The sequence below is a fragment of the Bifidobacterium asteroides genome (assembly GCF_048001765.1).
In the GTDB taxonomy this organism is placed as follows: domain Bacteria; phylum Actinomycetota; class Actinomycetes; order Actinomycetales; family Bifidobacteriaceae; genus Bombiscardovia; species Bombiscardovia asteroides_K.
This window is the reverse complement of record NZ_CP181447.1, coordinates 150,382-173,892: the sequence shown is the minus strand read 5'-3', so window position 1 is coordinate 173,892 and position 23,511 is coordinate 150,382. Positions and strand designations below refer to the sequence as shown.

Genomic DNA, 23,511 nt, shown 5'->3' with positions numbered 1-23,511 from the left:
CCGTCTCACTACAGACAGACTCCACCTGTACCGGTCCCCTGTCAGCGTCGTTTTGGAACCCCGCACCCCTATCACGCGGAGACTCTGCATCAGGAAGCGAACCCCCGCCCCACAAGAAGGACAGCGAATCAACTCCGGAAGCCAAAGTCTTCCCGCCCGAGCAAAGTATGATGCCCTGGACATGCCCTTATCGGCACCGACAGAGTCGATTCTTCGCCCCAAAACACCCATGGCCACGCCACAATGATCAGCGGGTACCACGCTGGCTTCCAGCCATACATCCCAGCGGAACCTTTCCATCCCCGATAGCATACTTTTAGTAGAGTCATAAGCCTGAAACGCCTTGTTCCAACAGAGCTCCGACGCTTCCAATATAGAATCTAAATCTCTGATAGTCACCAAGTAGATTAAACGTGTAATAGCCGAGCTTAAACTCGCTTGAAAGACATGATCACGAGCCCAAATTCATCGGGAAAAGGGGACTGTCTCGTTATGTGTGTAACTGGCGATTTTCATTTAGTAGTCTTTCGCGTCGGGCCAGCGGTCAGCGAAAGTGATGGCGAACGCGTTCAATGCTGGTTTCCATCGCATGGTCCAGCGTACTTGGCCCTTCCCAGTAGGATCCAGTGAGCGTGCCGTGAGGTAGAGACATTTGAGTGCTGCTTGCTCGGTCGGGAAATGACCCCGGGCTCGCACCGACCTTCGGAACCTAGCATTCAAACTTTCGATAGCGTTAGTGGAACAGATGACCGTGCGGATCTCCGCATCATAGTGCAGGAACGGAATGAATTGCCCCCACGCGTTCTCCCATAGTCGTTGAATAGCAGGATACTTTTCGCCCCACTTGTCAAACATGGCATCTCTTGTGGCCTCGGCTGCTTCCAGGCTGGGAGCAGTGTAAATCGGTTTCACATCGCGTTTGAGTTCGTCCCAGTCCTTCTTGGACGCGTAACGGAACGTGTTCCTGATCAGGTGAAGAATACACGTTTGAACAGTAGTTTGAGGCCAGACCGCTTCAACAGCGTCAGGGAGTCCCTTGAGTCCGTCACAGATGAGGAAGAACGTGTCTGTGACGCCACGGTTCTTGATCTCGGTGAGTACCGACGGCCAGTATTTTGCTCCTTCACCTCCAGGGGAACCCCAAATGCCTAGGACGTCCCTAGTGCCATCTAAACCCACACCGATAGCGGCATAAAAGGCACGGTTAGCAACCTGACCATCCCTTACTTTGACGATGATGGCGTCAATGAAGATAGCCGCATACACCGAGTTCAGGGGCCTGCTGGACCATTCATGCATCTCCTCTACGACTTTGTCAGTGATACGACTAACGGTCTCTTTAGAAACAGAGGCTCCGTAAATGTCGGCAAAGTGAGCACTGATCTCACCGGTGGTGAGTCCCTTAGCATAAAGGGAGAGCACTACTCCATCCACATTATTCAACCGGCGCTGGCGCTTCTTGACGATCACTGGCTCAAACGTGCCAGAGCGGTCCCTGGGCACATCAATCTCCACTTCGCCGACGCTGTCAGTCAACACGGTTTTCGACGTGGTGCCATTACGTGAGTTCGACGATCGTCCCTCAGCTGACTTCTCGTGCTTCTCACGGCCCAGATGCTCTGTCATTTCTTCATTCAAAGCTGTTTCCAGGACCGTTTTCGTGAACTGCTTCAACAAGCCATCAGGGCCTACCAGATCTAGTCCAGCGGCCTTCGCCTGCCGGACTAGCTCAGCGGCAGCGACCATCTCAGCAGAGGGCTGCGTTGTTGTCATTTTCTTCGTTTTCGATGCCACAGGCACCAGTGTTGCAACAGACATGTTTCATGCCTACCTTCCACGCCGACAACCAGTCAGCGAACCAGGCCACTTACACACTTATTGCCACAGTCCCGGGAAAAGCACCGGCGCCTCTCGCCAGCGGAAAAACTACCGATTATTGCTTGACAAGTACTACAATATTTGTAAATCGCATCACATTTTGCGATTGCATTTGATAAACGTATATCGACTAAGGGGTTGTTGATTATGGCTACTGTAACTAAGGAAAACGAAGAGTTAGTGGACGGAGTCTGTACCTTTATTTTGCGTTCCCGAAAGGGTGACGATGGTTTAACTGTGTTGAATTATGGACATCCATATTCCCAGTCATTAACGTGGAAGTTATGATATGAAAAAGTTGCTGTCGCCGTCCGTAATGTTTTCCTTCATTCTAGCTTTGGTGATGGCTATCGTACTTGGTAGTAGCTATTACGCACTGCCTGATGTAGTGCCAACGCACTGGAATGCTCTTGGGAAGGCTGATTCCTGGGGGGAAAAATATACCGTTCTGATTTTCCCTGCAGTCATTGTGTGTGCGGTGCTCATTGTTCTCATTGCTCGATCCGTACTCGTGATTAAACAAAGTGTTGGACGAGCGATTGACTCTATTGATGTTTATCTTCCTGTGGCCACTGCCGTTTTAGGGTACGCTGCAATGGTGATGTTTAGTAGTTCAATTGAGCATCAATCACCAGCTTTTAAAAATCCAGTGAATCAATTTATTGTTACTTTTTCGGTGCTTCTTGTACTGTCAGCTATCACAACAGTTCCATCAAAAAGGACCCTTCTGCAAGAACCCGGCAATGGAAATTGTTTTATGAAACTGTCAATTCGGACAGTAAAAATCATATGGGTTTCTGATCTTCTTTTTGTTGGAGTCGCAGGTCTTGTTGTCGCAGTATTGATATCGATGACTGGCTTCATAGCTCTTATGTTTGCCTTGATTGCCATCTTTTTATTATTTATCGGTGCTGCAGCAGCGTTTATCATATCTAACAATTAAAAATCGGATCCATTAGCAATAATTTTCAAAAAAGAAAGCGAAATTCAATGGTAGCAGCACTTTGTGTATTGATGATAGTTTTGACAATTTACTTTGTGTGGCTGTACCGAAAGGCGAAGCTAGGCAATTTACGCAGAAACGGGCAAGTCGGATTAAGGACTAAAGCCATAATGTCATCTGATGAAACCTGGGGATATATTCACTCCAAGTATTCTTGGTTGTTTCTATTGCAAGCTGTAATTATGGCATTGATGTCGATAGACTTAGCATTTAGTTGTATTTTCACTAAGGGTGTCAGCGCATTTGATCCCACTTGTTTGGTCATACTTTGGGTGTTGCTGGTAATAATGCTTGGAGCAACTGCTGTTATTGGAATTTATGCAAACAGTGATGCCAATAATTATAATAAGCGGGGATAGAGTTTCGGATATCTGAACTAGGCTATGTGTCGTAACAAGCAAAATAGTGGATTAATTCTGGCGTTCCGCTACTGATTACGATACGTAGCCTAGTTTATTTCTTATGTATCGTAAACGACCCAAAAACAGCCCACCACATCCATGCAATCACAGCCCACCAAACGTAACCACCCAAGCATCAGACCCACCAGCAATCACGAAACCGCCATCATCAACACACCCCAAGTGCATCAACCAGCGCAGACAGCAATCACGCCTAGACAAGCCGCAATCAAGCCAAATCAAGAGAGGGACTTTGAATGCAGCAAAACCCTCTTAACCATACTCGCAGTGAGGCTAACGAGAGGTCCCCCCTATATACTTATACAGGAAAACTTGAATTTTTGATTTTGACGGTGGATGACTTCGCTTCGCGGTCATTGGGGAGACGCTCATTGAGAAGCTGCGCGAACAGATTAAGAGCGTGGCCGGGGAACTACAATCGCTGCCGGACGAAACGAGGAGACATGGACGAGAACCCAAACCAGAGCAACGAGGAGGACCTGAGCGCGCAACTGCGCGAGACGAGGCATGTACTCGAGGAGCTCGGGAACTACCAGGGCACGCAAATACATCTCGCCACTAGCAGCCAGGTGAACCGCAAGGAGCAGTTGGAAGCGATAACCTCCACGACGGAACAGGCCAACCAGATGCTGTTGATCAGCTTGCAGCGATTAGAGGACTCAGGCGACAGGCAGAACGAAGCCTCAAGGAAGGTCATCCTCTCTGACTACAAGGCGTTCGAGGAAGGCGTGGAGCAAACGGCGAGCAGGAACGAAACACAGCTCAGAAAGATGCACGACGAGCAGCGGTACGTGAACGAGCGACTCTTGAGGCTGCAGAGCGAGCAGAAAAGCAGGCTCGACTCGCTCGCCCACGACGTCACACGACACCTCGACGAGGCACTGGTCTCACTCGATAGACAGGCCAGCGAGCAGATCAGACGAATGAGCAACCGGCTCGACTGACATCAGACCCGCAACTGGCTGACCGCCACGATCCCCACCAGTGTCATCACCAGCGATATTCCCTACATGATTCCGCATTACATCGACTCAAACATCCCATGCTCATGGTTTGAGTGTAACCAAGCAAACTGGTCGTGGGAGTGTTGTTCGAACTCCGGCAAGGGTATTGTTCCAGGAGTAGCCAGCGTCATCGTACCGGTTCGGATTCCACATCGGTATCAGTGGCATAAGAACGGTCTCTATATGTGAGAGGCCCGGATGAATCAGCTGTATTTATGGGGTAGAATAGCCCGTGATGGAAGGTTTTCGCCATCATATTTGCCTTCAAAGGAGAAGACTTGAGGAAGTTTGGGTGAGGTGATTTGCGAATTCACTGGATTGAACGGTTGACGATTTGGGCTTCCTTGATTCTCACCATGGTGGTGACATTCGAGATGCTTATCTCTATCGACCAGGAGCTTCCGGCAGGTACCGGTACCTCTTTCACCGTCGAGAGGGTTGATACCGCGACGAAGGCGGATGCTGTGCATGCGATTGCTCAAGCATCAAGAAATTTAGGGATTAATGTCTTCAAAATCCAACCTTCATTTCGTGATTCAATGAAGTCTCGTGTTCTCGTGGCCTTTGTGGGTGACCAAAAGTCTTTTCAACGAAATGGAGGGTACGATTATCCTTCCTTTTCAACGCGTGACCAGTCAACGAAAGTAGTTTCTTTTGAAGAGATTACCACCCAGGACTTGCGCGGAAGCTATGCGACCAATGCGGATAGGTCGCATATGGAACAGCTCGCCAAGGCTTTGTCACGTTCCCGGATAGTGGTTGACGAATCACAAAGCCTCTGGTCACGAGGCTTCTGGATAGCTGCGATGATAGACGCGTTAGGGAAGGGTGGCCTTTGGGCGGGAGTCGTTATCATCGCCATCACATTGGTGGTTTCCACCGCGTATTCCCTGTCCAGGAACAGGAAGATACATGCGATCAAGGCGATGCACGGTTATACCAGCGGAAGGATACTCGTCGGCGAGCTGGTGTCACTGCTCGCCACACTCGCCGTGGGATTGGTGACAATTACCTTAGTGGGATTGCCTTTCCTCTGGCTTATCAATAACTTCCACCAGATTTGGCGACTCCTTCGAGCGCTGTTTATCGCCGTGGCTGTATTGACAGCATATCTTGTCTTCCTAACGTTGGTTTTAGGCGGTGCCAGTACATTCCGCAATCGAATACCCGCCGTTCTCAACGGAGAGGGTAACGAACTCCGTGATGGCATCATCGCGGGTTTTGCCCAGTTCATGGTGGTGGCTGTTCTCTTTGGCACCATCAGCGGGTCTCTGAATAGAATCAGCGCGATACAGAGCACCAGCCGGTCCTTGGCACAATGGTCTCGCATCTCGGATCAATATGTCCTCAGATTGTCAGTCAACACCAACACCCCACACGAGGATGAGCTCCGGGCAGCGCCTCCCCTGATGAAAGTGATCGAGGATCTTGACAGCAGAGGGAAGGCGATGTTGGTCGGGTATAACGGTGACTCCGTTTTTTCCACTGATGGGAACAATGATCCTTATAAACCGGACGGATCCGATTCGATGGTAGTGAGCCCGAACTATCTCGACAAGCAACCCATTGCCGGACTTGATGGGAAACCGGTTAGAGTGGTTGGAACAGATATCGGGGCTTTCACACTCCTGGTGCCTTCATCATATAAAGGGGACCCCGGAGCCTTGTTGAAGGAATACGCCGAATATTTCAAGATACAGTGCCAACTGGGTGTTACCCAGAAACAGAAACCATATTCCTGCAACCCTCACGGCGTCTTGGTCCGCACACGTTCGGACCAAGACATATCCCTCTTCTCGGGAACGCAGTTCATGCCTGCGGAAGATCAACAGAGGCTGTCTTTGAAAGATCCAGTGGTAGCCGTCACATCTCCATCGTCAGGGTTGATCAGCCCCATGGTATACCTGTCATACACATCAAGCGATAGTGTATTGTTCTCCGATCCGGAACTCCTGCAAAGCAAGCTGGACCATTATGGAATCTCCGGATACTTCCAGGGTATTGACAACGCCAAAGACTCGGTGGCGTATACGTTGTCATTATCCAGGAACGAGCAACGCGGGGACATTATAGCCATATCGTTCGGTCTGGCCGCTGCCATGATGGCCATCCTTGTGTGCTCGGCCGCGTATTGCGCAAGACGACGCAGACTCTCCTTCGTTCAATTCATCCATGGATACGGGTTTTTCAGAAGACATGGAGGCTTTCTTATCATGCAGAATATCGGGATGCTGCTGACCCTCATGGCAGTCGGCATTATCGGCTCGATGAACAAGGTTACGGATCTGGTGGCTGGAACATTGCTCTTCGCTGTATCCAGCCTCATCATGGCCATTACCGTATCGGTATACGAATCAAGGTTCCGTGCTGACGACATTAAACGCCCGTGAATCCACGGTGCTGAGGGAGATGCATATGACAGACGCAGGCAGGCAGCCGACATTGAAAGTCGAAGGACTTACCAAGAAATTTGCGGAACACACGTTATGGTCGAGACTGTCCTTCGACGCTGGTCCTGGTTCCATAATCGCAGTGAGCGGACCGTCCGGTGCAGGCAAGACGACCCTGCTCAACTGCATCGGCTTGTTGGAGGACTTCAATGAAGGATCGGTCACTTACAACGAAGAGACATTCCGCTCCGGTTATTTACATAAGAGCAGGAAGGGGCAGCGAGTGTGTCTTCGCGAAAACATAGGATTTCTATTCCAGAACTATGGTCTTGTCGAACAGTGGAATGTATCGCGTAACCTGCAGATTCCCCTCAAAATGAAGAAGCGCGAGCATCGCAAGGAACGGGACGAACGAATCGGCAGAGTACTTGACATCGTCGGGATGAATGGCTCACAGAAGAAAAAGATTTACACCCTATCGGGCGGGGAACAACAGAGAATCGCCCTCGCCAGGCTCCTGCTCAAACAGCCGAATGTCATTCTTGCAGACGAGCCGACCTCTGCGCTGGATCAGGACAACGCCAGCGTCGTAATACGCATACTGTGCGAACTTGCCCAACAAGGCGCTGCCGTCATCATCTCAACACATAATGAGGAAATAAAGCAAATCTGTTCATCGATTATCGAAATAGGCTGATACACCCACGTCCTCCACCCGCAGACTGTGACGACTCCGGGGAAGGGACTCCACCTATGATAAGACGCAAGCCAGCACAAGAATCGCCATAGATTGCCCTTCAAGAACCAGCAGGACCCATCAGCCAAGCCCAGCAAAGGCGTCGACCATTGTCCATCACTATCTCCGAACATCGGATGCCAGGCACGAGCACCGGATCCAATCGGGACATAATGCTCAGTAGTTCTGATGGACCTGGAAGCCTCGACTACGCAAGGTATCCAGAATCTGGGTGATGTGGTCGGGGCCGTTGGTCTCCACAGTCACCTCCAAGAGCACGCCGTTGTCATAGTGGCCGGAGGATTTGAACTGATCGTGGTTGAGCTCGATCACATTGGCACGCAAATCGGCCAGGACCGTGGCCACTTTGACCAGCTGGCCAGGCACGTCGGGCAACTCCACGCCGAACTGCATGATGCGCCCGCGGGAAATCATCCCCCGCTGGATGACAGCACCCATGGTGACCGTATCGATATTGCCGCCCGAGATGATGGGGACGATCACATGCGGCCCCGGGGCCGACCGGAAGACATCGGACTGCAGATCCAACTGGCCCAGGGCGGCCAGGGAGACGGCGCCAGCTGCCTCGACCACCAGTTTGTGCTTCTCCAGCATGAATAGAATCATCTCGGAGATGTCGCTTTCGGTTACCTGGACCAGATCATCCATATATCGGCTGAGTAGAGCATAGTTCAGATCGCCGGGACGTCTGACGGCAACACCCTCGGCAGCCGTACGCATCCGATCCGCTGCGACCACATGACCAGCTGTCAGAGATTCACGCCAGGCCGGAGATCCGACCGGGGTGGCTCCAATGACTCTGACCTCAGGCTTGAAGGTCTTTACGGCGAGTGCCACTCCGGCGCCCAACCCGCCCCCACCCAGGGGAACCACGATATCGGTGACATCGGGCACATCCTGAAGAATCTCCATGGCGATGGTCCCCTGGCCGCAGACGACCTCGTAGTCGTCAAAGGGCGGGACGAAGGTCATGCCGCGATCACATGCCAGCCCCAAAGCATAATCAGAGCTTTCGTCGAAGACCTCACCCTGCAGGACAACCTCGGCACCATAGGCCCGAGTGGCATCGACCTTGAGCGGCGGCGTGATCCTGGGCATGACGATGGTGGCCTTCGCGCCCCGGCTGCGTGCGGCAAAAGCCACCCCTTGGGCGTGATTGCCAGCGGAAGCGGTGACAATGCCGCGGTCCAGCTCGTCCTGATCCAGCGAGGCAACCTTGTTGTAAGCTCCGCGAATCTTGAAGGATCCGGTCAGCTGCAGATTCTCCGGCTTGAGCAGAACGCGATGGCCTATCCGAGCGCCCAAATCATCGGATTCCTCGATAAGGGTATGACGGGCCACACCTTCCAGACGTTGGGCGGCTTTGCGCAAATCAGCGGCGTGATCGGCCTCGAGACAGGCAGTGATTGTTGAAGTATCCATGCTCCAAGTATGGTCGGCCGGACCCGACCAATGGGGTCAGCCGTCAACATGGTGGACACCCAAACGAGCCGAAAACCAAAACATGTGGGCAATCGGACGTTTGGGCACCCGAAGACCAGACAGGTATGAGAACAGACCCGAGACAGCCAGACCGATAGCCAGGCGAAGCACCAGCCACCCATGAACTTGACGGACTTCACAAGCAGCCACCGGTAGCGGCTAGTGGCCGCCTGGCTTACTTGTCGTCAGTGAGCTGGGCATGCGCCTCATCGACCACGGTATGATCGTCGCGGAAGTCATGGGAAGCCACGGGCTCATTAGCGTCACGGGCCACGCCGGCACCCAGATCGGCCAGCAGCAAAGTGACCGCGGTCGGATCGTTGACCCGCAGCCGGGCCTTGGTCTGGCCGGGCCCGACCTTGATGGTCCAGCCCTTATCGGGCATGACGGCGAACATGGTCTCGTCCGTTTCATCGTCGCCCAGGGCCATCATGAAGTCGTAGTCGCCGCTGTTGACGAAGGGCAGGATGGCCTGGCCCTTGCTGGTGGCCACGGGGGTGACCTCGACGACCTTGGAGTTCTCCATGATCATCAGCCCAAGGCCGACCACCACTGCGCGCAAACGGCGGAGCAGATCCTGACGCTCCTGGTCGGCCACCTGGGCATCGCTCATACGGTAGTGCCAGGCAACCGCATCGGACTTGCTCTCCACGAAGGAGTGAGGAACTCTTGTGGCCGATTCATCCATGATGGGCCGAATCACCTTCTGCCAGGTATCGGAGTCGGGCAGGCCTTTCGCCCGCTGCCACCCGTTCGAGCTGCTGCCAGGCAGGTTGCGGTTCCAGGCGCCATGCTCGGCAATCAGCCCCACCGGCAGGTCTCCGAACCAATCCTGCATGATCTGATGGCTCCTGCCGGAGACCAGCAGGAAGTCCACATCGGGATTGCTCCCCACCTGGGTCAGCAGACGACGGAGGGCCTGGGTGGGCTTGGCCCGCTCAGGACGGCGAACCAGCGGGGTCAGCGTCCCGTCATAGTCACATAGGACCAGACGACGATGAGCGCCGTCCCACTGACGAACGATGGCGTTGTGGTGATCCATACGCAGCCTCCTATCAGTCATGCCGGGAGCGGACACCTGCCGCAGGGAGTCAAGGAATGAGGTGCACCAGTTGGCTGCAGTGCGCACCTTGAGCCGGGCCTGCATGCGGATGTTGCGCTGTCTGGACTCCTCGGGGGTGATCTCCAAGGCGTTGTGCAGGGCCTCGCAGACCATGTCGATGTCATAGGGATTGACGATGAAGGCGTCGGTCAGCTCGTCGGCCGCCCCGCACATATCCGACAGAACCAGGGTACCGTCACGTCCATCATGGCAGGCCAGGTACTCCTTGGCCACCAGGTTCATCCCATCGCGCAGGGGGGTGACCAGGGCTACGTCTCCAGCCGTGTAGATACCGCAGACCGGCTTGATGGACAGGGAGCGGGTGATGTAGTGGATGGGGGTCCAGGCCAACAGGGAGTAGCGGCCGTTGATCTCGCCCACCAGCTGGTCCACCTGGGCCTTGAGCCGCTGATAGGACTCGACGACCTCGCGCGAGGGGGTGGCCAGCAGGTAGTAGGTGACATGACCCACCCATTCAGGGTATTTGTCCAGCATGCGGCCGAAGGCCTGAAGCCGTTCGGGCAGACCCTTGGTGTAATCCAGCCGATCCACCGAGACGATAACCTTGTTGGAGCGGCTGCCCACCGAGGAGGCCGCCTGCTTGGCCAGCGTGGACTCGGGGATGTCCTCCTTCATGTAGTGGCTCCACCAATTGGCGTCCGATGCGGTGGCTTCGTTGGCCGCCACGCCCTCAGCCGTCACCGATGTGCGGTAGCGATGACGGGGAGACTTGCCACAGACCTCGTCGATCCCCCGACGCATGGCCCGGGCCAGACTGGAATGGGCGGTGCGCCGGTAGAGGTTGTAATCGATGCCGATGGGGAAGGCGTCAATGGCTGCGCGGTGGCCGTCAGGCATCTCGACCACACCGTCCCGGTTGACCGGCAGTTCTGGCAGCAGCCTGTGCAGCGAAGCCAGGAAGCTGGCGGAGAAGTCCACTGTATGGAAGCCGATCAGGTTGGCGCCCAGGACGCCCTCCAGAATCTCACGGCTCCAGGGCAGCGAGCGGAAGATCTCGGCGCTGGGGAAGGGCACATGCAGGAACCAGCCGATGGAGGCATCAGGATAGCGTTCACGCAGCATCTTGGGCAGAAGCATCAGGTGGTAGTCCTGGATCCATATGGTGTCGCCCTTGCGGATGAGCGGCTCCACCACCTGCGCGAAACGCATGTTGACCTTGCGGTACATCTCCCAGTCCTCCTGGCGGAAGACGGCCTCATGCGAGAAGTCATGGAAGAGCGGCCAGAGGGTGTTGTTGGAGAACCCGGCGTAGTATCCGTTCAGCTCCTCCTTGCTCAGGAAGATAGGAATGCACCGGCTCTCCCGGTAGGCCTGACGGATGCGGTCCAGTTCCTTTTCCGAGTACTTTTGGGGATCGATGCCGCTCCAGCCGATCCAGAGGCTGTCCTTATGGGAACGGTGGTAGGGACCGATGGCCGTGGCCAGTCCCCCCACGTTCTGGCGCAAGGTATATGAACCGTCCTCCCGTGCCTGCAGTGACATGGGCAAACGGTTGGAGACGATGATCAGACGAGACATGCAACCCGCTTTCTTTTCCCGTCCGCGCCGGAATCGTCGGGATTGACCACGGCGCGGACCCATCGCCCAGGGACCCGGGGACCCAACCGGTCCGTACAGGCCCATCAGGGCATCGCTGACTTCCACTCTAGCCGGGAAGGCGTGCCGAGGGCGGGGTTTTCCTCAGAGACGGTAGGCGAACCCCTCCCAGGGGGAGAGACGGCCGGTCAGCAGGGAGCTGGCAGTCTGCTCTGGTCGGTAGGTGGATATGAGGATCCGGTCGGGGTCCACCGCACCAAGGGCCATGGAAGTGAATCCAGTCTGGTCCAGGCCCAGAAGTGCGGCAGTTTGAGGCGGCAGTGAGGCCGGGTGGCTGCTCAGGTTGACCACAACCAGCAGGCGCTGGCAGGGCAGGGCGTCCAGAACGCTGGCAGCCTCGGGTCCCGACTTGGGTTCCGGCGCCTGGTCCAGGGAACGGGTGAATGAGTAGATCTGGTCAGCATCCGGATCCAGAAGAGTGAAGTCGCCGGCCGCCACGACCGGATTGGTGTGACGCAGGCGAATCAGCTCCCGGTAGAAGGCCAGGACCGAATCCGGGTCGCGCAGCTCGGTCTTGGCGTTGACCTTGTCCTTATTAGGGTTGACGGCCAACCAGGGCTCCTTGGGAGCGTAGGAGGCTGTGAAGCCGGCAAACTTGGTGGAGTCCCACTGCATGGGGGTGCGGGCGTTGTCGCGGCTCATATAGGCCAGGGCGGCCATCATGGACTCCGGATCCTGCTCGTGCGCCTGATCGACCCGCTGATGGTAGAGGTTGATGGACTCCAGATCCTTGTATTGGTCAAGGCTGGTGAAGCCGGCGTTGGTCATGCCCAGCTCCTCGCCCTGATAGATGTAGGGGGTCCCCCGGTGCATGTGCAGGAGGAGCCCCAGGGCCTTGGCCGAACGCGAGCGCAGTTCCTCGCTGGATTTGTCGCCCCAACGGGAGACGATCCTGGGCTGATCGTGGTTGTCGAAGTAGAGGCTGGCCCATCCGGCCTTGGCCACAGCCTGTTGCTGCTCGTCCATGGCCGCCTTGAGCCGGGAGACCCGGAAGGGGCGGATGTCCCACTTGCTGTCCCCGGTGTCAACCTCGGTCTGGGTGAAGAGAAAGAGCATATCCAGTTCGTGGTTGGCCGGATCGGTGATCTGCCCGCTGCGGGCAGGAGCCAGGCCGGGAGCCTCCCCCACAGTCAGATAGCCCTGCCGGCCCTGGAAGACCTGACTGCGCATCTGCTGCAGGAACTCATCCAGCCTGGGGCCGTCCACACAGAAGGGCACCGAGGACGAATACCCCTCGGGTCCTACAGGACCGTCGGCAATGACCGATCCATCCTCGCCGGGAAGGCGGCCCTCGGGGTCGACGGTCTTGGAGATCATGACGATCACATCCATGCGGAAACCGTCGATGCCCCGGTCCATCCACCAATTCATCATGTCGAAGACGGCCTGCCGGACCTGGGGGTTCTCCCAGTTGAGGTCAGGCTGTTTCCTGGAGAACAGGTGCAGGTAGTATTCGCCGCGTTGCGAATCGTACTGCCAGGCGGAGCCCCCAAAGTAGGACCCCCATTGGTTGGGCTCTGCGCCAGGAGTCCCCGGTTCGTGGCCGGCCTTGGCAGGGCGCCACCAATACCAGTCGGCGTGCGGGTCATCCCTGTTGCGGGAGGCCTGGAACCAGGCGTGCTCGTCCGAGGTGTGATTGACCACCAGGTCCATGACCACCTTGATTCCCCGACGGTGGGCCTGGTCCAGAAGCTCGTCCATATCGTCCATGGTGCCGAAGATGGGGTCGATGTCCTGGTAATCGGCGATGTCATAGCCGTTGTCGTCCTGGGGGGATTTGTAGACCGGGCTCAGCCAGATGACGTCCACGCCCAGGTCTGCCAGGTAGTCCAGCCGCTGCGTGATGCCCGGCAGGTCGCCATAGCCGTCGCCGTTGGTGTCCTGGAAGGACCGTGGATAGATCTGGTAGACCACAGCGTTGGCCCACCAGGGATTGGGGGTTGCTCCGTTGGTCCGTACCCGATCGGGCAGCTGCATGCGTTCTTCCTGGGTCATGGTTCTCCTGGCCGGACGGGGTCGGACGTCCTTGTGCCACCCCCACTATAAATCACCCATCATTCACCCTTGGTCAGCCTGCTCTTCGTGGTGGACACGGAAGGCCAGCTCGGCCAGATGGACGCCGTGGGTCAGGAACTCCTGGGTCCGGCAGACATAGTCATGCTCGCGGCCCAGACGCGCCAGGTAGCCGTTGATGTAGTCCACCTCGGTCGGGCGGCCCTTGGACATGTCCTGGTACATGGAGGGGTAGTGAAGCGGGTTGCCCACACGGCTGACATAGTCCACCTCGTCCAGGGTCTCCTGGCGGGTCTGGATCAGCTGCTTGCCGGCCCGCTCGCAGGCGTCATAGGCCTCGTCAATCAGCTGGCGGGACATATCCTTGGCCCCCGGGTAGGAGACGAACTGGCCCATGGTGATCTGGTACATGGTGCAGATGGTGTTGACCACCGAGTTGAAGATGATCTTGGCCAGGCAGGTGCCCTCGAAGTTCTCGGTCAGGATGGGGTTGAGATTGGCGGCCTTGAAGTCCTCGGCCATCCGGCGCTCCAGGTCGGTGGTCTGCTCGGTCATGGCGCACAGATGCACGGAACCAGACCCAGGCTTGCCGATGAAGTCCACATCGCCGGGTCCATTGAGGACCGTGCCGATCATGGCCGTGCCGCCGTAGATGCGCTCCTTGGGGAAGTACTTGAGCAGCTTGTCGAAGTGACCCCAGCCGTTCATGGCCGAGTAGACCACCTGATGGTCGCGGAAAAGCGGCGCGCAGCGCTCCAGAACCCCCTCAAGCTGCATCTGCTTGACCATGACGATCCAGACGTCGGGGTCGCCCTTGTAGTCCTCGGGGGTGTAAATGTTGACGGGCACCAAATGCCGATTCTCATGATCACGGGAGACGTAGACGCCTCCCTGGTCATGAACCTTGTCAATATTGGGCATCCAGGTATCCACGAAATCCACCTGCAGGCCGGCCTGCTCCTGCAGCAGCACGCCCAGACGATAGCCCATGGCTCCGGCACCGATGACCGTATATCGCATCGAAATACACCCTCTTAATTCTCTTGAACAGACGACACACCTCCGGGGACCGGCCCGGGGGATACCAAGCAGTATGCCGAGACGGCAGAAGGGAGCCAAGGCAACGGTCGCATGGTGGACATAAGGGCCGGGATATGCGTGGATTTCTGCACTTTGGAGGACATGACCACACACGCGGACATCCTGCCATCCCGATGAGGACGTCGACCTAGGCTGGAACTCATGCAGAAAGAGCAGAAAGGAGCCGGAGGGATGGACCGGCGGACCCTGGCCATCCTGGTCCTGGTGGGCGTGATCAGCGGATTCCTGTCGGGGATGTTCGGTATCGGCGGCGGATCGATCATCGTGCCAGCCCTGGTATGGACCGGATTGCAGCAACGGCAGGCCTCGGCCACCTCGCTGGCTTCCATGATCCCCATGTCGCTGGCCGGAGTGGCCTCCTACGCCCTGGGCGGGCATGTGGACTGGCTGGCCGCCCTGCTGCTTGCCGTGGGCACGGTCATTGGAGCGCAGATCGGCACCTGGCTGCTGGACCGGCTTCCTGAGGTGATACTCAGGTGGCTCTACGTGGGCTTCCTAATGGCAGTCATTGCCCAGCAGTTGGTGTCCACGCCCTCCAGAGATAGCAGCATCCAGCTGAGCCCAGTGGTGGCCTTAATCATTCTGCTGGTCGGCATCCTGATCGGAACCCTGTCGGGCTTGCTAGGCGTTGGCGGCGGAGCCATCGCGGTGCCGGCTCTGGCTCTGTTGGGGGCCAGCGATCTGATCGCCAGGGGGACCTCACTGCTGGCCATCCTGCCCAGTTCATTGTCAGGGACGTTCACCAACCTGCGCCACCATCTGGTCCACGCCGGTCAGGGGCTGCTTCTGGGAATCGTGGCCGCGCTGACCACACCGGTGGGCACCTGGGCGGCCTCAGGAGTCAGCGCGCGAGTAGGCGCCAATCTGTTCGCCGCCTACCTCTGCTTGATCGTCCTGCGTTGCATCTGGGCGGCCCTTCAGGTTACCCCGGCCTTCCAGCGGTACAGGGCCAATCACAACCACCGCTAAGAACAGGACTCAGTCCTGGCGATGCCGGGCGAAGAAGTCGGCAAGAATCCCGGCGCATGCCTGTTCACACACGCCGCCCAGCACCTCGACCTTTGACCCAGTGTGCGGGTCACGAGGGAGATCCCAGACCGACCCGCAGGCTCCCATCTTGGGATCCCAGGCGCCGAAGACCACCCTGCTGAAGTGACAGGCCATCAGGGCTCCAGCACACATGGGGCAAGGCTCCAGAGTGACGACCATGGTGCATCCTGCCAGATCCCAGCCAACGGCTGATTTCCCGATGGCCTCCATCTCGGCGTGCGCCAGGGGACGGCCCAGGACCTGCCGCTGGTTGAAGCCCCGGCCGATGATCCGGTCCGAGGCATCCAAGACCAGGGCGCCCACGGGCACGTCCCCCCGCTCTCCGGCTATGCCGGCCAACTGCAGGGCCTCCTCCATGGGCGCCTTCCACCGTTCTTGCACGGGTTCAGTCTGACAGTCCAGCCCGACAGGTCAGTTCAGTTGATCATGCCTGCGATGCGGCGGCGCACATGGTGCAGATGGCCCTTGGGCCGCCCGGACGTACCTATGCCCCGCTTGGCCAGGAAGGCACGAACCATCTTGTCGCCCTCACTGAAGATCAGGACCGTCAGTCCAATTCCCAGGCAGATGAGCCACTGGCTCGCGCTCAGCGGGGCCATGCCCAGAACGCCCGCAACCGGAGCCAGGTACATGGCCCCCGCATGGATGCCCAGGGCAACGAACGAGGCCACCAGGAGGAAGGTGTTATCCAAGGGGTTGAGCTGGACGATCAGCCTGTTCTCGGACCGGGCCGACATGGCGACGAAGAAGTTGAAGAGGACCAACAGGGTCAGGGCCATGGTCCGGGCGTGGGCCAGGTCCATCCCCGCGTTGATGTTGAGGCGGAAGAGGACCAGAATGCAGGTGGCCATCCAGAGCCCACAGACAGCAAGTCGCGCCCAGAGCACCCTCGAGAGCAGACCCTCTCCGGACGAACGCGGGGGCGACTCCAGCTCATCGCCGTTGCCTGGTTCGAATCCCAGGGCGATATCCTGGACGCCATTGGTCACGAAGTTGATCCAGAGCATCTGCAGGGGCAGGAAGAGCAGCGGCTCCTCGGCGATTACATTGACCCCCACGGCAATCATGGCGGCTGCAGCCGTGGACAGGAGGAAGTAGGCGGACCCGCGAATGGCCTTGAAGATGACCCTCCCCTGACGCACGGCCTGGGTGATGGTAACGAAGTTGTCGTCGGTCAGGACCACATCGCTGGCCTCCCGGGCCACGTCAGTGCCGGAACGACCCATGGCGATGCCCACTGAGGCAGCCTTCAGGGCCGGGGCGTCATTGACGCCGTCGCCGGTCACGGCCACCACATGGCCCTCGTCCTGCAGGGCCTCCACAATGCGCAGCTTGTCCTGGGGGGAGACACGGGCGGCGATGGAGGTCTCACGCAGACGGGCCCGGAGGACCTCGTCACTCATTTCCAGCATCTCGCTGCCTGTCAGCGCCTGATCGGTGTGCTCCAGACCCAGGCGTCGGCCTATGGCGGCTGCGGTCACCGGGTGGTCGCCGGTGATCATGACCACGCGGATGCCGGCTCCGGCACATTCGGCGATGGCCTCGCGCACGCCAGGTCGAGGCGGGTCGAGCATGCCCTCAAGCCCCAGGAAGGTCAGGTCGTCAGGTCGACGGCGGGAGGCGGGATCCTGGTCAGGGGAAAGGACCCTGCTGGCCACGCCGATTACCCGCAACCCCTGGGAGCCCATGGCTTCGTAGGACTTGTGAACGGCCTGGGTGTCCAGGGGAACGACTTGACCATCCGGGTCCAGCATGGTTCGGCTCATGGCCATGACCGCGTCCGGAGCGCCCTTGACGTATTGGGTCAGGGTACCGTCCGGGCTGCGGCGAATGGTCATGGAGTGGAGCAGTTCCGGCTCATAGGGGGTCTCCAAGACTATAGGACTATCCAGGTCTTCAGTAGTCACGGCCCCGGTCTGGTCGGCCAGGCGGGCCATGGCCATATCGACCGCGTCGCCGCTGTATTCGATGCCGCCTTGTTCATTCGGCTGCCGGTGGGCCTCATTGGTCAGAGCCCCGGCCCGAGCAAGAGCGGCCAGACCGCGCATACGATCGTCGTCGGATACAGCCTCTGCGCCCAAGTCCATGCCCTCGACGGGGACCGGCTGGCCGCCGCCCAGGGTGAACTGTTCCACGGTCATGCGGTTCTGGGTCAGCGTACCGGTCTTGTCCGAGCCGATGACGGTGATGGAGCCCAGGGTCTCCACTGCCGGCAGAGAGCGGACGATGGCATGGTATTCGGCCATCCTTGAGACTCCCAAGGCCATGGCCACGGTCAGCACGATGGGCAGGGCCTCGGGCATGGAGGCCACCACCAAGGAGACTGCAGACAGGAAGGCCCCCGTAGCGTCGCCATTGAGGATGGCTCCGCCGATGAAGACGAAGACGGCCACCAAGATGACGGCGATGGCGATGCCCACCTCGGTGCGGTGAATGATTCGCTGCAGGGGTGTGCGGCCCTTGGCCACATGAACCAGATCGTTGATTTCGCCCAGCTCGGTGTCGGAACCAGTGGCCACCACCAGCCCTCGTCCACGGCCGCTGGTGACCATGGTGCCCGAGAAGGCCATGCAGCGCCTGTCGCCCAGGGTTGCATCGCGGTCCACGGGGTCCGTATTCTTCTTGGCATCCTCGCTCTCGCCCGTCAGCATGGCCTCGTCAATGCGCAGGTGGAGGGCCTCAATCAACCGCAGGTCGGCGGGGATGCGGTCGCCGCTCTCCAGGAGGACCAGGTCGCCCGGCACCAGCTGGTCGGCGTCAATCTGCTCCATCCGGCCCTGGCGCACCACGCGTGTGGTGGGGGTGGACAGGGTGGTCAGGGCCTCCACAGCCTTATCTGCCTTGGATTCCTGCACATAGCCGATGATGGCATTGAGGAAAAGGACCAGGAAAATGGCCGCAGCGTCCACATAGTGCTGCAGAAAAATGGTGATGATGCCGCAGACCATCAGGACGGCGATCAGGGGGCCGGCAAACTGCTCCAGGAAGAGCTTCCAACGGGGTTTGGCCTGTGCCTCGGCCAGACTGTTGGGCCCGAAGATCTCCAGGCGGCGTGCGCTTTCCTGCGTATCCAGGCCTTGATCCCCGGTGTGCAGGGTCTCCAGCACAGCCGAGGTCTCCAAGCTGTGCCAGTCGGTGTCGTCGAAGCGCATGTCAGCCCCTGCTGCCGCTGCGTTCTGATTCTTAATGTTTGTAGATGTCATGGATGATGTCATCGGTCAACCTGGCCTTTCCAAACCGGATCGGTCATTTGTCCCCGCATGCGACCCTCTGCAGTATTTCTTGCAATCTTCCTTTTGGACCGGGGTATGTCCAAAAGCATCGGGGCAACAATAGCGTGCGCGCAAGTCCCCGGGGTCAAGAGATGGGGCTCCATGGTCACCCGCCGAAAGCGGTGAACCTCTGGGAGGTTCGGAGCCTTCCCGGTCTTCACGAGTATACTGATCAAGCCGATCTTTCATGCGATCACAAGGAGTCCCCGGGCCGGATTTTCACAAATGTTCGCCCATCGCGAGCGCGGTCTGTCCACCATTTGGCTTGAGGTGTCAACTTAGCGCACATTGTCCATTAATGCTGTTCCTGGATGCCGTGATTCCGTATAATGGACTCTGCGACGTCGATCCTCATGCGACCCTGCACTCGGAGATTCCTTCATTGGTCGAACGAACCCTGCTAGTCGGGCCTGCGGCAGCCCACCCGGGATTGCGTGGCGGAAAGGAAGCCCGTGGAAATATTCATCCTCATTCTGTGCATACTTGCTGCCGTCCTCGTCTCTTCCTTCATCTCCAGGTTCATTCCTCGAATCTCCACCCCCCTGGTCCAGATCGTCCTGGGCGCAGTCATGGCCCTGCTGCCCATTTTCCCGCGGATGCGGCTGGATCCTCAGCTGTTCATGGTCCTTTTCATCGCGCCACTGCTCTACTACGAGGCCCATACCATCAACAAGGTGGAGCTGCTCAAGGGGCTGCGATCATCCCTTTCCCTGGCCATTGGCCTGGCTGCTCTGACCATGCTCATGGTGGGCGTCATCCTGCATGCCGCCTGGCCTATGTTCCCCCTGGCCGCAGCCATGGCCCTGGGCGCCGCCCTGGGGCCCACCGATGCCGTGGCCGTCTCCTCCCTGGGCGAGAGCGCCGACCTGACACCGGACGAACATTCAATCCTGGCCGGCGAATCGCTCTTCAACGACGCCACCGGCGTCATCGGCTTCCAGTTCGCCATCCTGGCTACCGTGACCGGCTCCTTCTCCCTGCCCCAGGCCCTGGGCGAGTTCTTCGTTGAGTTCGTAGGCGGCGTCGGCTTCGGCCTGATCATGGGCTTTGTGATCAACTGGCTCTTTGAGTCGGCCCGTCGCCTGGGTTGGGAAACCACCACCACCAGGATCCTGCTGGAGCTCTTCCTGCCCTTCCTGATATACATGGTCGGGCAGAACATCCTGCACGTGTCCGGAATCCTGGCCGTGGTCTCAACCGGACTGCTGATCCGCTTCGACCACACTGGAGTGGGACCCAATACCTCCAAGGCGAACATCGTCTCGTCCAGCGTCTGGAAGGTGCTCTCCTTCAGCCTCAACGGTGCAGTCTTCGTCCTTCTGGGCATGCTGCTGCCGGCAGCCATGGGCACCAGCTGGCGAGACCGGCGGGTCAGCAATTGGATGCTGGTAGCCACCATCACCCTGGTCTGCCTGACCGTGATCGTGCTGCGCTTCCTCTGGACAGCCAGCGTCCTGATCTTCACCAAGGACCACGAAACCGGCAGCAGGCCACGGATCACATCCAAGCTCCTGAGATCGGCAGCCGTCATGACCTTCGGCGGCCCCAAGGGGACCATCACCCTCTCCCTTGCCCTGACCATCCCCTATATGACCGATGACGGTTCTGCCTTCCCCATGCGCAGCGAGCTGATCTTCGTGGCCGCCGGGGTCATCATCGTCACCCTGGTGCTTGCCAACTTCGCCCTGCCACTGCTGGCTCCCTCACAGAGCAGCGAGGTGCCGGCCCAACAGGTCGAAAAATCCATCAAGGTACTCAGGGGCACGGTCCGGGAACTCTCCAGCAGGATCACTGACGAGAACCGGCTGGCCATCCAGCATGTAATCAAGCAGTACAACCACCGCATCGCCAAGCTCAAGTCCGAGATCGGCCAGTACTCCCCCAAGGACTTCCAGGACCTTCAGGTGCAGACCATGGAGTGGGAGCAGGACTACATGGAAGAGCGGCTGAGCCGGATAGAAGAGGCCCAGGATCAGTTGGAGGAGCGACTCAGGAACGAGGACGCAGACATAGAGCAGGCACCTGCATCCACGCAGTCTGCCAGCGGGAACGAGACCGAGGCCGAACCCAGCACCGAGGCCGAGACCGTAGCCGACAGGGATGCCGATGCCCAACTGATCGATCAGCGCAGCGAGCGCGGAGACGACCAGGAGGAACTGCTGAATCTGCGCAGCCAGGAACAGGCCGCCCGTAGGATCCTGTCCACCATATCCGGCTCCCTCTTCCACTTGGACAGAGGCGGGGAACTTCGTTGGAGGGCCTACACGGCTCGCAGACGACTCAGGGGACTGCTACACAGCCAGTTCCACCGCCTGAAGCACCTGGCCCAGCCGATCGACAAGGACCAGGTCTTCATCGCCGGGCGTCACCTGCAGGCGGAGATGAACCACTTCCTAATCGAAAAGCTCTACTCCGAGCTCGGCAAGGGCCGCTTCAAGACCGAGGACCTGCTGAACACCATCATCAACCACCAGATGATCGAATCCTCGGCGGAGGGAAAGACCGAATACACGGGCATGCCTGCCATCAGGGATCAGGTGGAGGAGGCCAAGCGCGAGGGCTACGCCATCGAGCTGAGCCGGATCCAGGATATGGTCGAATCCGGGGAAATCTCGCGCACGACAGCCAGGAAGATGCGCCGCAACGTCTACGTCATGCAGGTAGACGCCGACTCGGCTCTCTGAGCCGACCTACATAAGGCCCGAGGTCACGTCGATTTCGCCCAGCCACTGGCGCAGATCGTTCATCTCGCGCATATCGACGGCATGTTCCAGGTGGTCATACTCGGTGGTGTGCAGCCATACGTGCTCATCCAGCCAGGCGGCCAGGGCACGGAATTCATACTTGGGCACCGTGGTGTCGTCCGAGCCGAACCCCAGGAAGACCGGCTTGTTCAAGCCAGCCAGGCGCTCATCCGCAGGAGCGGTGCCAGGCACCAGGCCTGGAGCCAGGAAACCGGACAGACATATGGAAGCCCGGTAACGCTCAGGGTTGACCCGAAGCAGATGAACAGCCAGCATGGCCCCCTGGGAGAAGCCCATGGCCACTACGGGTCGGTCCTCGGGGATATTGGCTGAGACCCAGGCGTCCACAGCCCGAGCCGCTGCGTAACCATCCCGATCCAGATCCTCCTGCTCAGGACGCATATCATGAAACCAGGTGTAGCCAGGGCCGAACATGCCGCGCTCGCTACCAGGCACCACCATGGGCGCCCGCAGGGATGCGTAGTCGTTGTAAGGAGCCACATAACGCATCAGGTCGGCCATGTCCTCCTCATTGGAGCCCCAGCCATGCATGAGTACAAAAATGGGCCGCGAGGGGTTGCCCGTGCCCTGCTTGTGGGACCAACGGACCTGCTCGACCTTGAGCTCCTGCCCAAAACGTCCGGGCACCACCGTGGAGGGCCGACCCACCAATCCGCCGTCATCCTTTTGTGCTTGATCCATAACTGCCACGATAGTCGACCGGCCCGGTCATTCAATGCTGGCCCATGAGGGGCTCGGCCTGGCCACCCCACTGGCTCTGCAGTCCGGTCACCTGGGCCTTGCTACCCACCACCATCCAACGCTTGCCGGTCAGCAGCCATAGATCCTTGGGCTGCAGCCCGCCCCCGTAGCGGGAGAGCAGGTCAGGCACGCGGGCGCGGATAGGCCCTTTGGCCAGGGAGGCTGCAGAATCGTTATCGAAAACCACATAGGCCATGGTCGTATCCGTGCAATACCGGGCTTGGGAGATGCCTACATACCCACCCAGGCTGATGTCATGCCAACCCGAAGCGCACTGGCCGGCAGCCTTGTCGATACCGCCGGTCATGGCCTGGGGCGAGCTGGTGGGCGCTTCGTCACGCGCAGCTGCCTTGATGATACCCTTGGGGGAAGAGTTGGCAATAAGCAGGCCTGCCACGGTCAAGAGCATCCCGCAGATCAGAAGGATAATGCCAGCCGAGCCCACCGATGGCCGGTTCGGGACTGGTCCGGAGTGACGGGCTATGATGACCAAAATTATGGTCAACAGGGCAAAAGCCACGGAGACACCCACCCAAGCCGAGATGCCCACCTGACCTATGACCCCCAGCCTGGAGGGGGCTATGGCATGGGCCAGCAAGGCCGCGCCCGCCAAGGCCGAGACCAGTCCCGTGACCGCGGCAAACCGACTCCAGATGTTGGCATGCGCTATCTGAATGGGACGCTCATCAATATCCGGGCGAGGAGGATATGAGGCTGGCAGACCCTCGTCATACCCGCTGTCCGCCAGCCGCTGATCCAGCTGGTTGAATCCATCGGCCATCGACCTCGCCACCTTTCACGGTTGGTTTCAGTCTATGGGGGCGGACACATACAGACCAGCGACGGCGGCCAATGCTTCACCATCCCAACATCCTGCCGGGATGATGGATGCGCATAGTCAGGCATAGTTGCTC

16 protein-coding genes are annotated in these 23,511 nt (G+C 58.6%); 7 read left to right on the top strand and 9 right to left on the bottom strand.

Annotated elements, in window-relative coordinates:
- Positions 1 to 516: 516 nt before the first annotated feature.
- Entirely contained in the window at positions 517 to 1,773 is a 1,257-nt protein-coding gene (locus tag ACNAOV_RS00630) for an IS256 family transposase (RefSeq protein WP_416518107.1), read from the bottom strand.
- A 394-nt stretch (positions 1,774 to 2,167) separates the two neighbouring features.
- Here ACNAOV_RS00630 and ACNAOV_RS00625 point away from each other — a divergent pair, with 394 nt between their 5' ends.
- From ACNAOV_RS00625 to ACNAOV_RS00605, 5 genes are all read left to right on the top strand, one after another.
- Positions 2,168 to 2,821 carry a DUF1648 domain-containing protein gene (locus ACNAOV_RS00625; protein ID WP_416517530.1) on the top strand — a complete coding sequence of 218 codons (654 nt, stop codon included), beginning with the start codon at positions 2,168 to 2,170 and terminating at the stop codon, positions 2,819 to 2,821.
- Positions 2,822 to 2,868: 47 nt separating this feature from the next.
- Positions 2,869 to 3,240, top strand: a complete 372-nt coding sequence (locus ACNAOV_RS00620) for an SdpI family protein (protein WP_416517529.1) — start codon at positions 2,869 to 2,871, stop codon at positions 3,238 to 3,240.
- Between the two features lie 506 nt (positions 3,241 to 3,746).
- Positions 3,747 to 4,247 (top strand): hypothetical protein, encoded by a 501-nt coding sequence (locus tag ACNAOV_RS00615; protein ID WP_416517528.1) that lies wholly within the window; start codon positions 3,747 to 3,749, stop codon positions 4,245 to 4,247.
- 416 nt (positions 4,248 to 4,663) lie between these two features.
- Complete coding sequence (locus ACNAOV_RS00610) at positions 4,664 to 6,697, top strand: bacteriocin-associated integral membrane family protein (RefSeq protein ID WP_416517527.1); 2,034 nt, start codon at positions 4,664 to 4,666, stop codon at positions 6,695 to 6,697.
- A 25-nt stretch (positions 6,698 to 6,722) separates the two neighbouring features.
- A complete protein-coding gene (locus tag ACNAOV_RS00605; RefSeq protein ID WP_416517526.1) occupies positions 6,723 to 7,394 on the top strand; it encodes an ATP-binding cassette domain-containing protein in 672 nt (223 codons plus the stop codon).
- Between the two features lie 216 nt (positions 7,395 to 7,610).
- On the opposite strand, the gene ilvA is transcribed toward ACNAOV_RS00605, so the two are convergent.
- The 4 genes from ilvA to ACNAOV_RS00585 form a co-directional block, all read right to left on the bottom strand.
- Positions 7,611 to 8,876, bottom strand: coding sequence for a threonine ammonia-lyase (ilvA, locus tag ACNAOV_RS00600; RefSeq protein ID WP_416517525.1), 1,266 nt, complete (start codon positions 8,874 to 8,876; stop codon positions 7,611 to 7,613).
- A 235-nt stretch (positions 8,877 to 9,111) separates the two neighbouring features.
- Positions 9,112 to 11,577, bottom strand: a complete 2,466-nt coding sequence (gene otsB, locus ACNAOV_RS00595; RefSeq protein ID WP_416517524.1) for a trehalose-phosphatase — start codon at positions 11,575 to 11,577, stop codon at positions 9,112 to 9,114.
- 162 nt (positions 11,578 to 11,739) lie between these two features.
- Entirely contained in the window at positions 11,740 to 13,650 is a 1,911-nt protein-coding gene (locus ACNAOV_RS00590; RefSeq protein ID WP_416517523.1) for a glycoside hydrolase family 13 protein, read from the bottom strand.
- A gap of 63 nt (positions 13,651 to 13,713) precedes the next feature.
- Complete coding sequence (locus tag ACNAOV_RS00585) at positions 13,714 to 14,688, bottom strand: ketopantoate reductase family protein (protein WP_416517522.1); 975 nt, start codon at positions 14,686 to 14,688, stop codon at positions 13,714 to 13,716.
- Between the two features lie 222 nt (positions 14,689 to 14,910).
- On the opposite strand from ACNAOV_RS00585, the gene ACNAOV_RS00580 reads away from it, so the two are divergent.
- Positions 14,911 to 15,738: a sulfite exporter TauE/SafE family protein gene (locus ACNAOV_RS00580; protein ID WP_416517521.1), complete on the top strand. Its 828-nt coding sequence runs from the start codon at positions 14,911 to 14,913 to the stop codon at positions 15,736 to 15,738.
- 9 nt (positions 15,739 to 15,747) lie between these two features.
- Here the strand turns inward: ACNAOV_RS00580 and ACNAOV_RS00575 are convergent, their stop codons facing one another.
- Positions 15,748 to 16,176 carry a nucleoside deaminase gene (locus tag ACNAOV_RS00575; protein ID WP_416518106.1) on the bottom strand — a complete coding sequence of 143 codons (429 nt, stop codon included), beginning with the start codon at positions 16,174 to 16,176 and terminating at the stop codon, positions 15,748 to 15,750.
- A 59-nt stretch (positions 16,177 to 16,235) separates the two neighbouring features.
- Positions 16,236 to 19,022 carry a cation-translocating P-type ATPase gene (locus ACNAOV_RS00570; protein ID WP_416517520.1) on the bottom strand — a complete coding sequence of 929 codons (2,787 nt, stop codon included), beginning with the start codon at positions 19,020 to 19,022 and terminating at the stop codon, positions 16,236 to 16,238.
- Positions 19,023 to 19,543: 521 nt separating this feature from the next.
- Between ACNAOV_RS00570 and ACNAOV_RS00565 the strand changes: the two genes are divergently transcribed.
- A complete protein-coding gene (locus tag ACNAOV_RS00565; protein ID WP_416517519.1) occupies positions 19,544 to 21,775 on the top strand; it encodes a cation:proton antiporter in 2,232 nt (743 codons plus the stop codon).
- 6 nt (positions 21,776 to 21,781) lie between these two features.
- On the opposite strand, the gene ACNAOV_RS00560 is transcribed toward ACNAOV_RS00565, so the two are convergent.
- Together ACNAOV_RS00560 and ACNAOV_RS00555 are read right to left on the bottom strand one after the other, a co-directional pair.
- Positions 21,782 to 22,537, bottom strand: a complete 756-nt coding sequence (locus ACNAOV_RS00560) for an alpha/beta hydrolase (RefSeq protein WP_416517518.1) — start codon at positions 22,535 to 22,537, stop codon at positions 21,782 to 21,784.
- A gap of 31 nt (positions 22,538 to 22,568) precedes the next feature.
- Positions 22,569 to 23,378 (bottom strand): hypothetical protein, encoded by an 810-nt coding sequence (locus ACNAOV_RS00555; RefSeq protein ID WP_416517517.1) that lies wholly within the window; start codon positions 23,376 to 23,378, stop codon positions 22,569 to 22,571.
- Between the last annotated feature and the right edge of the window lie 133 nt (positions 23,379 to 23,511).

Coding starts and splice junctions, on each gene's coding strand:
- ACNAOV_RS00605 (WP_416517526.1), top strand. CDS start 6,723: ATGACAGACGCAGGCAGGCAGCCGACATTGAAAGTCGAAGGACTTACC.
- ACNAOV_RS00570 (WP_416517520.1), bottom strand. CDS start 19,022: ATGACATCTACAAACATTAAGAATCAGAACGCAGCGGCAGCAGGGGCT.
- otsB (WP_416517524.1), bottom strand. CDS start 11,577: ATGTCTCGTCTGATCATCGTCTCCAACCGTTTGCCCATGTCACTGCAG.
- ACNAOV_RS00630 (WP_416518107.1), bottom strand. CDS start 1,773: ATGACAACAACGCAGCCCTCTGCTGAGATGGTCGCTGCCGCTGAGCTA.
- ACNAOV_RS00610 (WP_416517527.1), top strand. CDS start 4,664: ATGGTGGTGACATTCGAGATGCTTATCTCTATCGACCAGGAGCTTCCG.
- ACNAOV_RS00560 (WP_416517518.1), bottom strand. CDS start 22,537: ATGGATCAAGCACAAAAGGATGACGGCGGATTGGTGGGTCGGCCCTCC.
- ACNAOV_RS00575 (WP_416518106.1), bottom strand. CDS start 16,176: ATGGAGGAGGCCCTGCAGTTGGCCGGCATAGCCGGAGAGCGGGGGGAC.
- ACNAOV_RS00615 (WP_416517528.1), top strand. CDS start 3,747: ATGGACGAGAACCCAAACCAGAGCAACGAGGAGGACCTGAGCGCGCAA.
- ACNAOV_RS00580 (WP_416517521.1), top strand. CDS start 14,911: ATGCAGAAAGAGCAGAAAGGAGCCGGAGGGATGGACCGGCGGACCCTG.
- ACNAOV_RS00620 (WP_416517529.1), top strand. CDS start 2,869: ATGGTAGCAGCACTTTGTGTATTGATGATAGTTTTGACAATTTACTTT.
- ilvA (WP_416517525.1), bottom strand. CDS start 8,876: ATGGATACTTCAACAATCACTGCCTGTCTCGAGGCCGATCACGCCGCT.
- ACNAOV_RS00555 (WP_416517517.1), bottom strand. CDS start 23,378: ATGGCCGATGGATTCAACCAGCTGGATCAGCGGCTGGCGGACAGCGGG.
- ACNAOV_RS00590 (WP_416517523.1), bottom strand. CDS start 13,650: ATGACCCAGGAAGAACGCATGCAGCTGCCCGATCGGGTACGGACCAAC.
- ACNAOV_RS00585 (WP_416517522.1), bottom strand. CDS start 14,688: ATGCGATATACGGTCATCGGTGCCGGAGCCATGGGCTATCGTCTGGGC.
- ACNAOV_RS00625 (WP_416517530.1), top strand. CDS start 2,168: ATGAAAAAGTTGCTGTCGCCGTCCGTAATGTTTTCCTTCATTCTAGCT.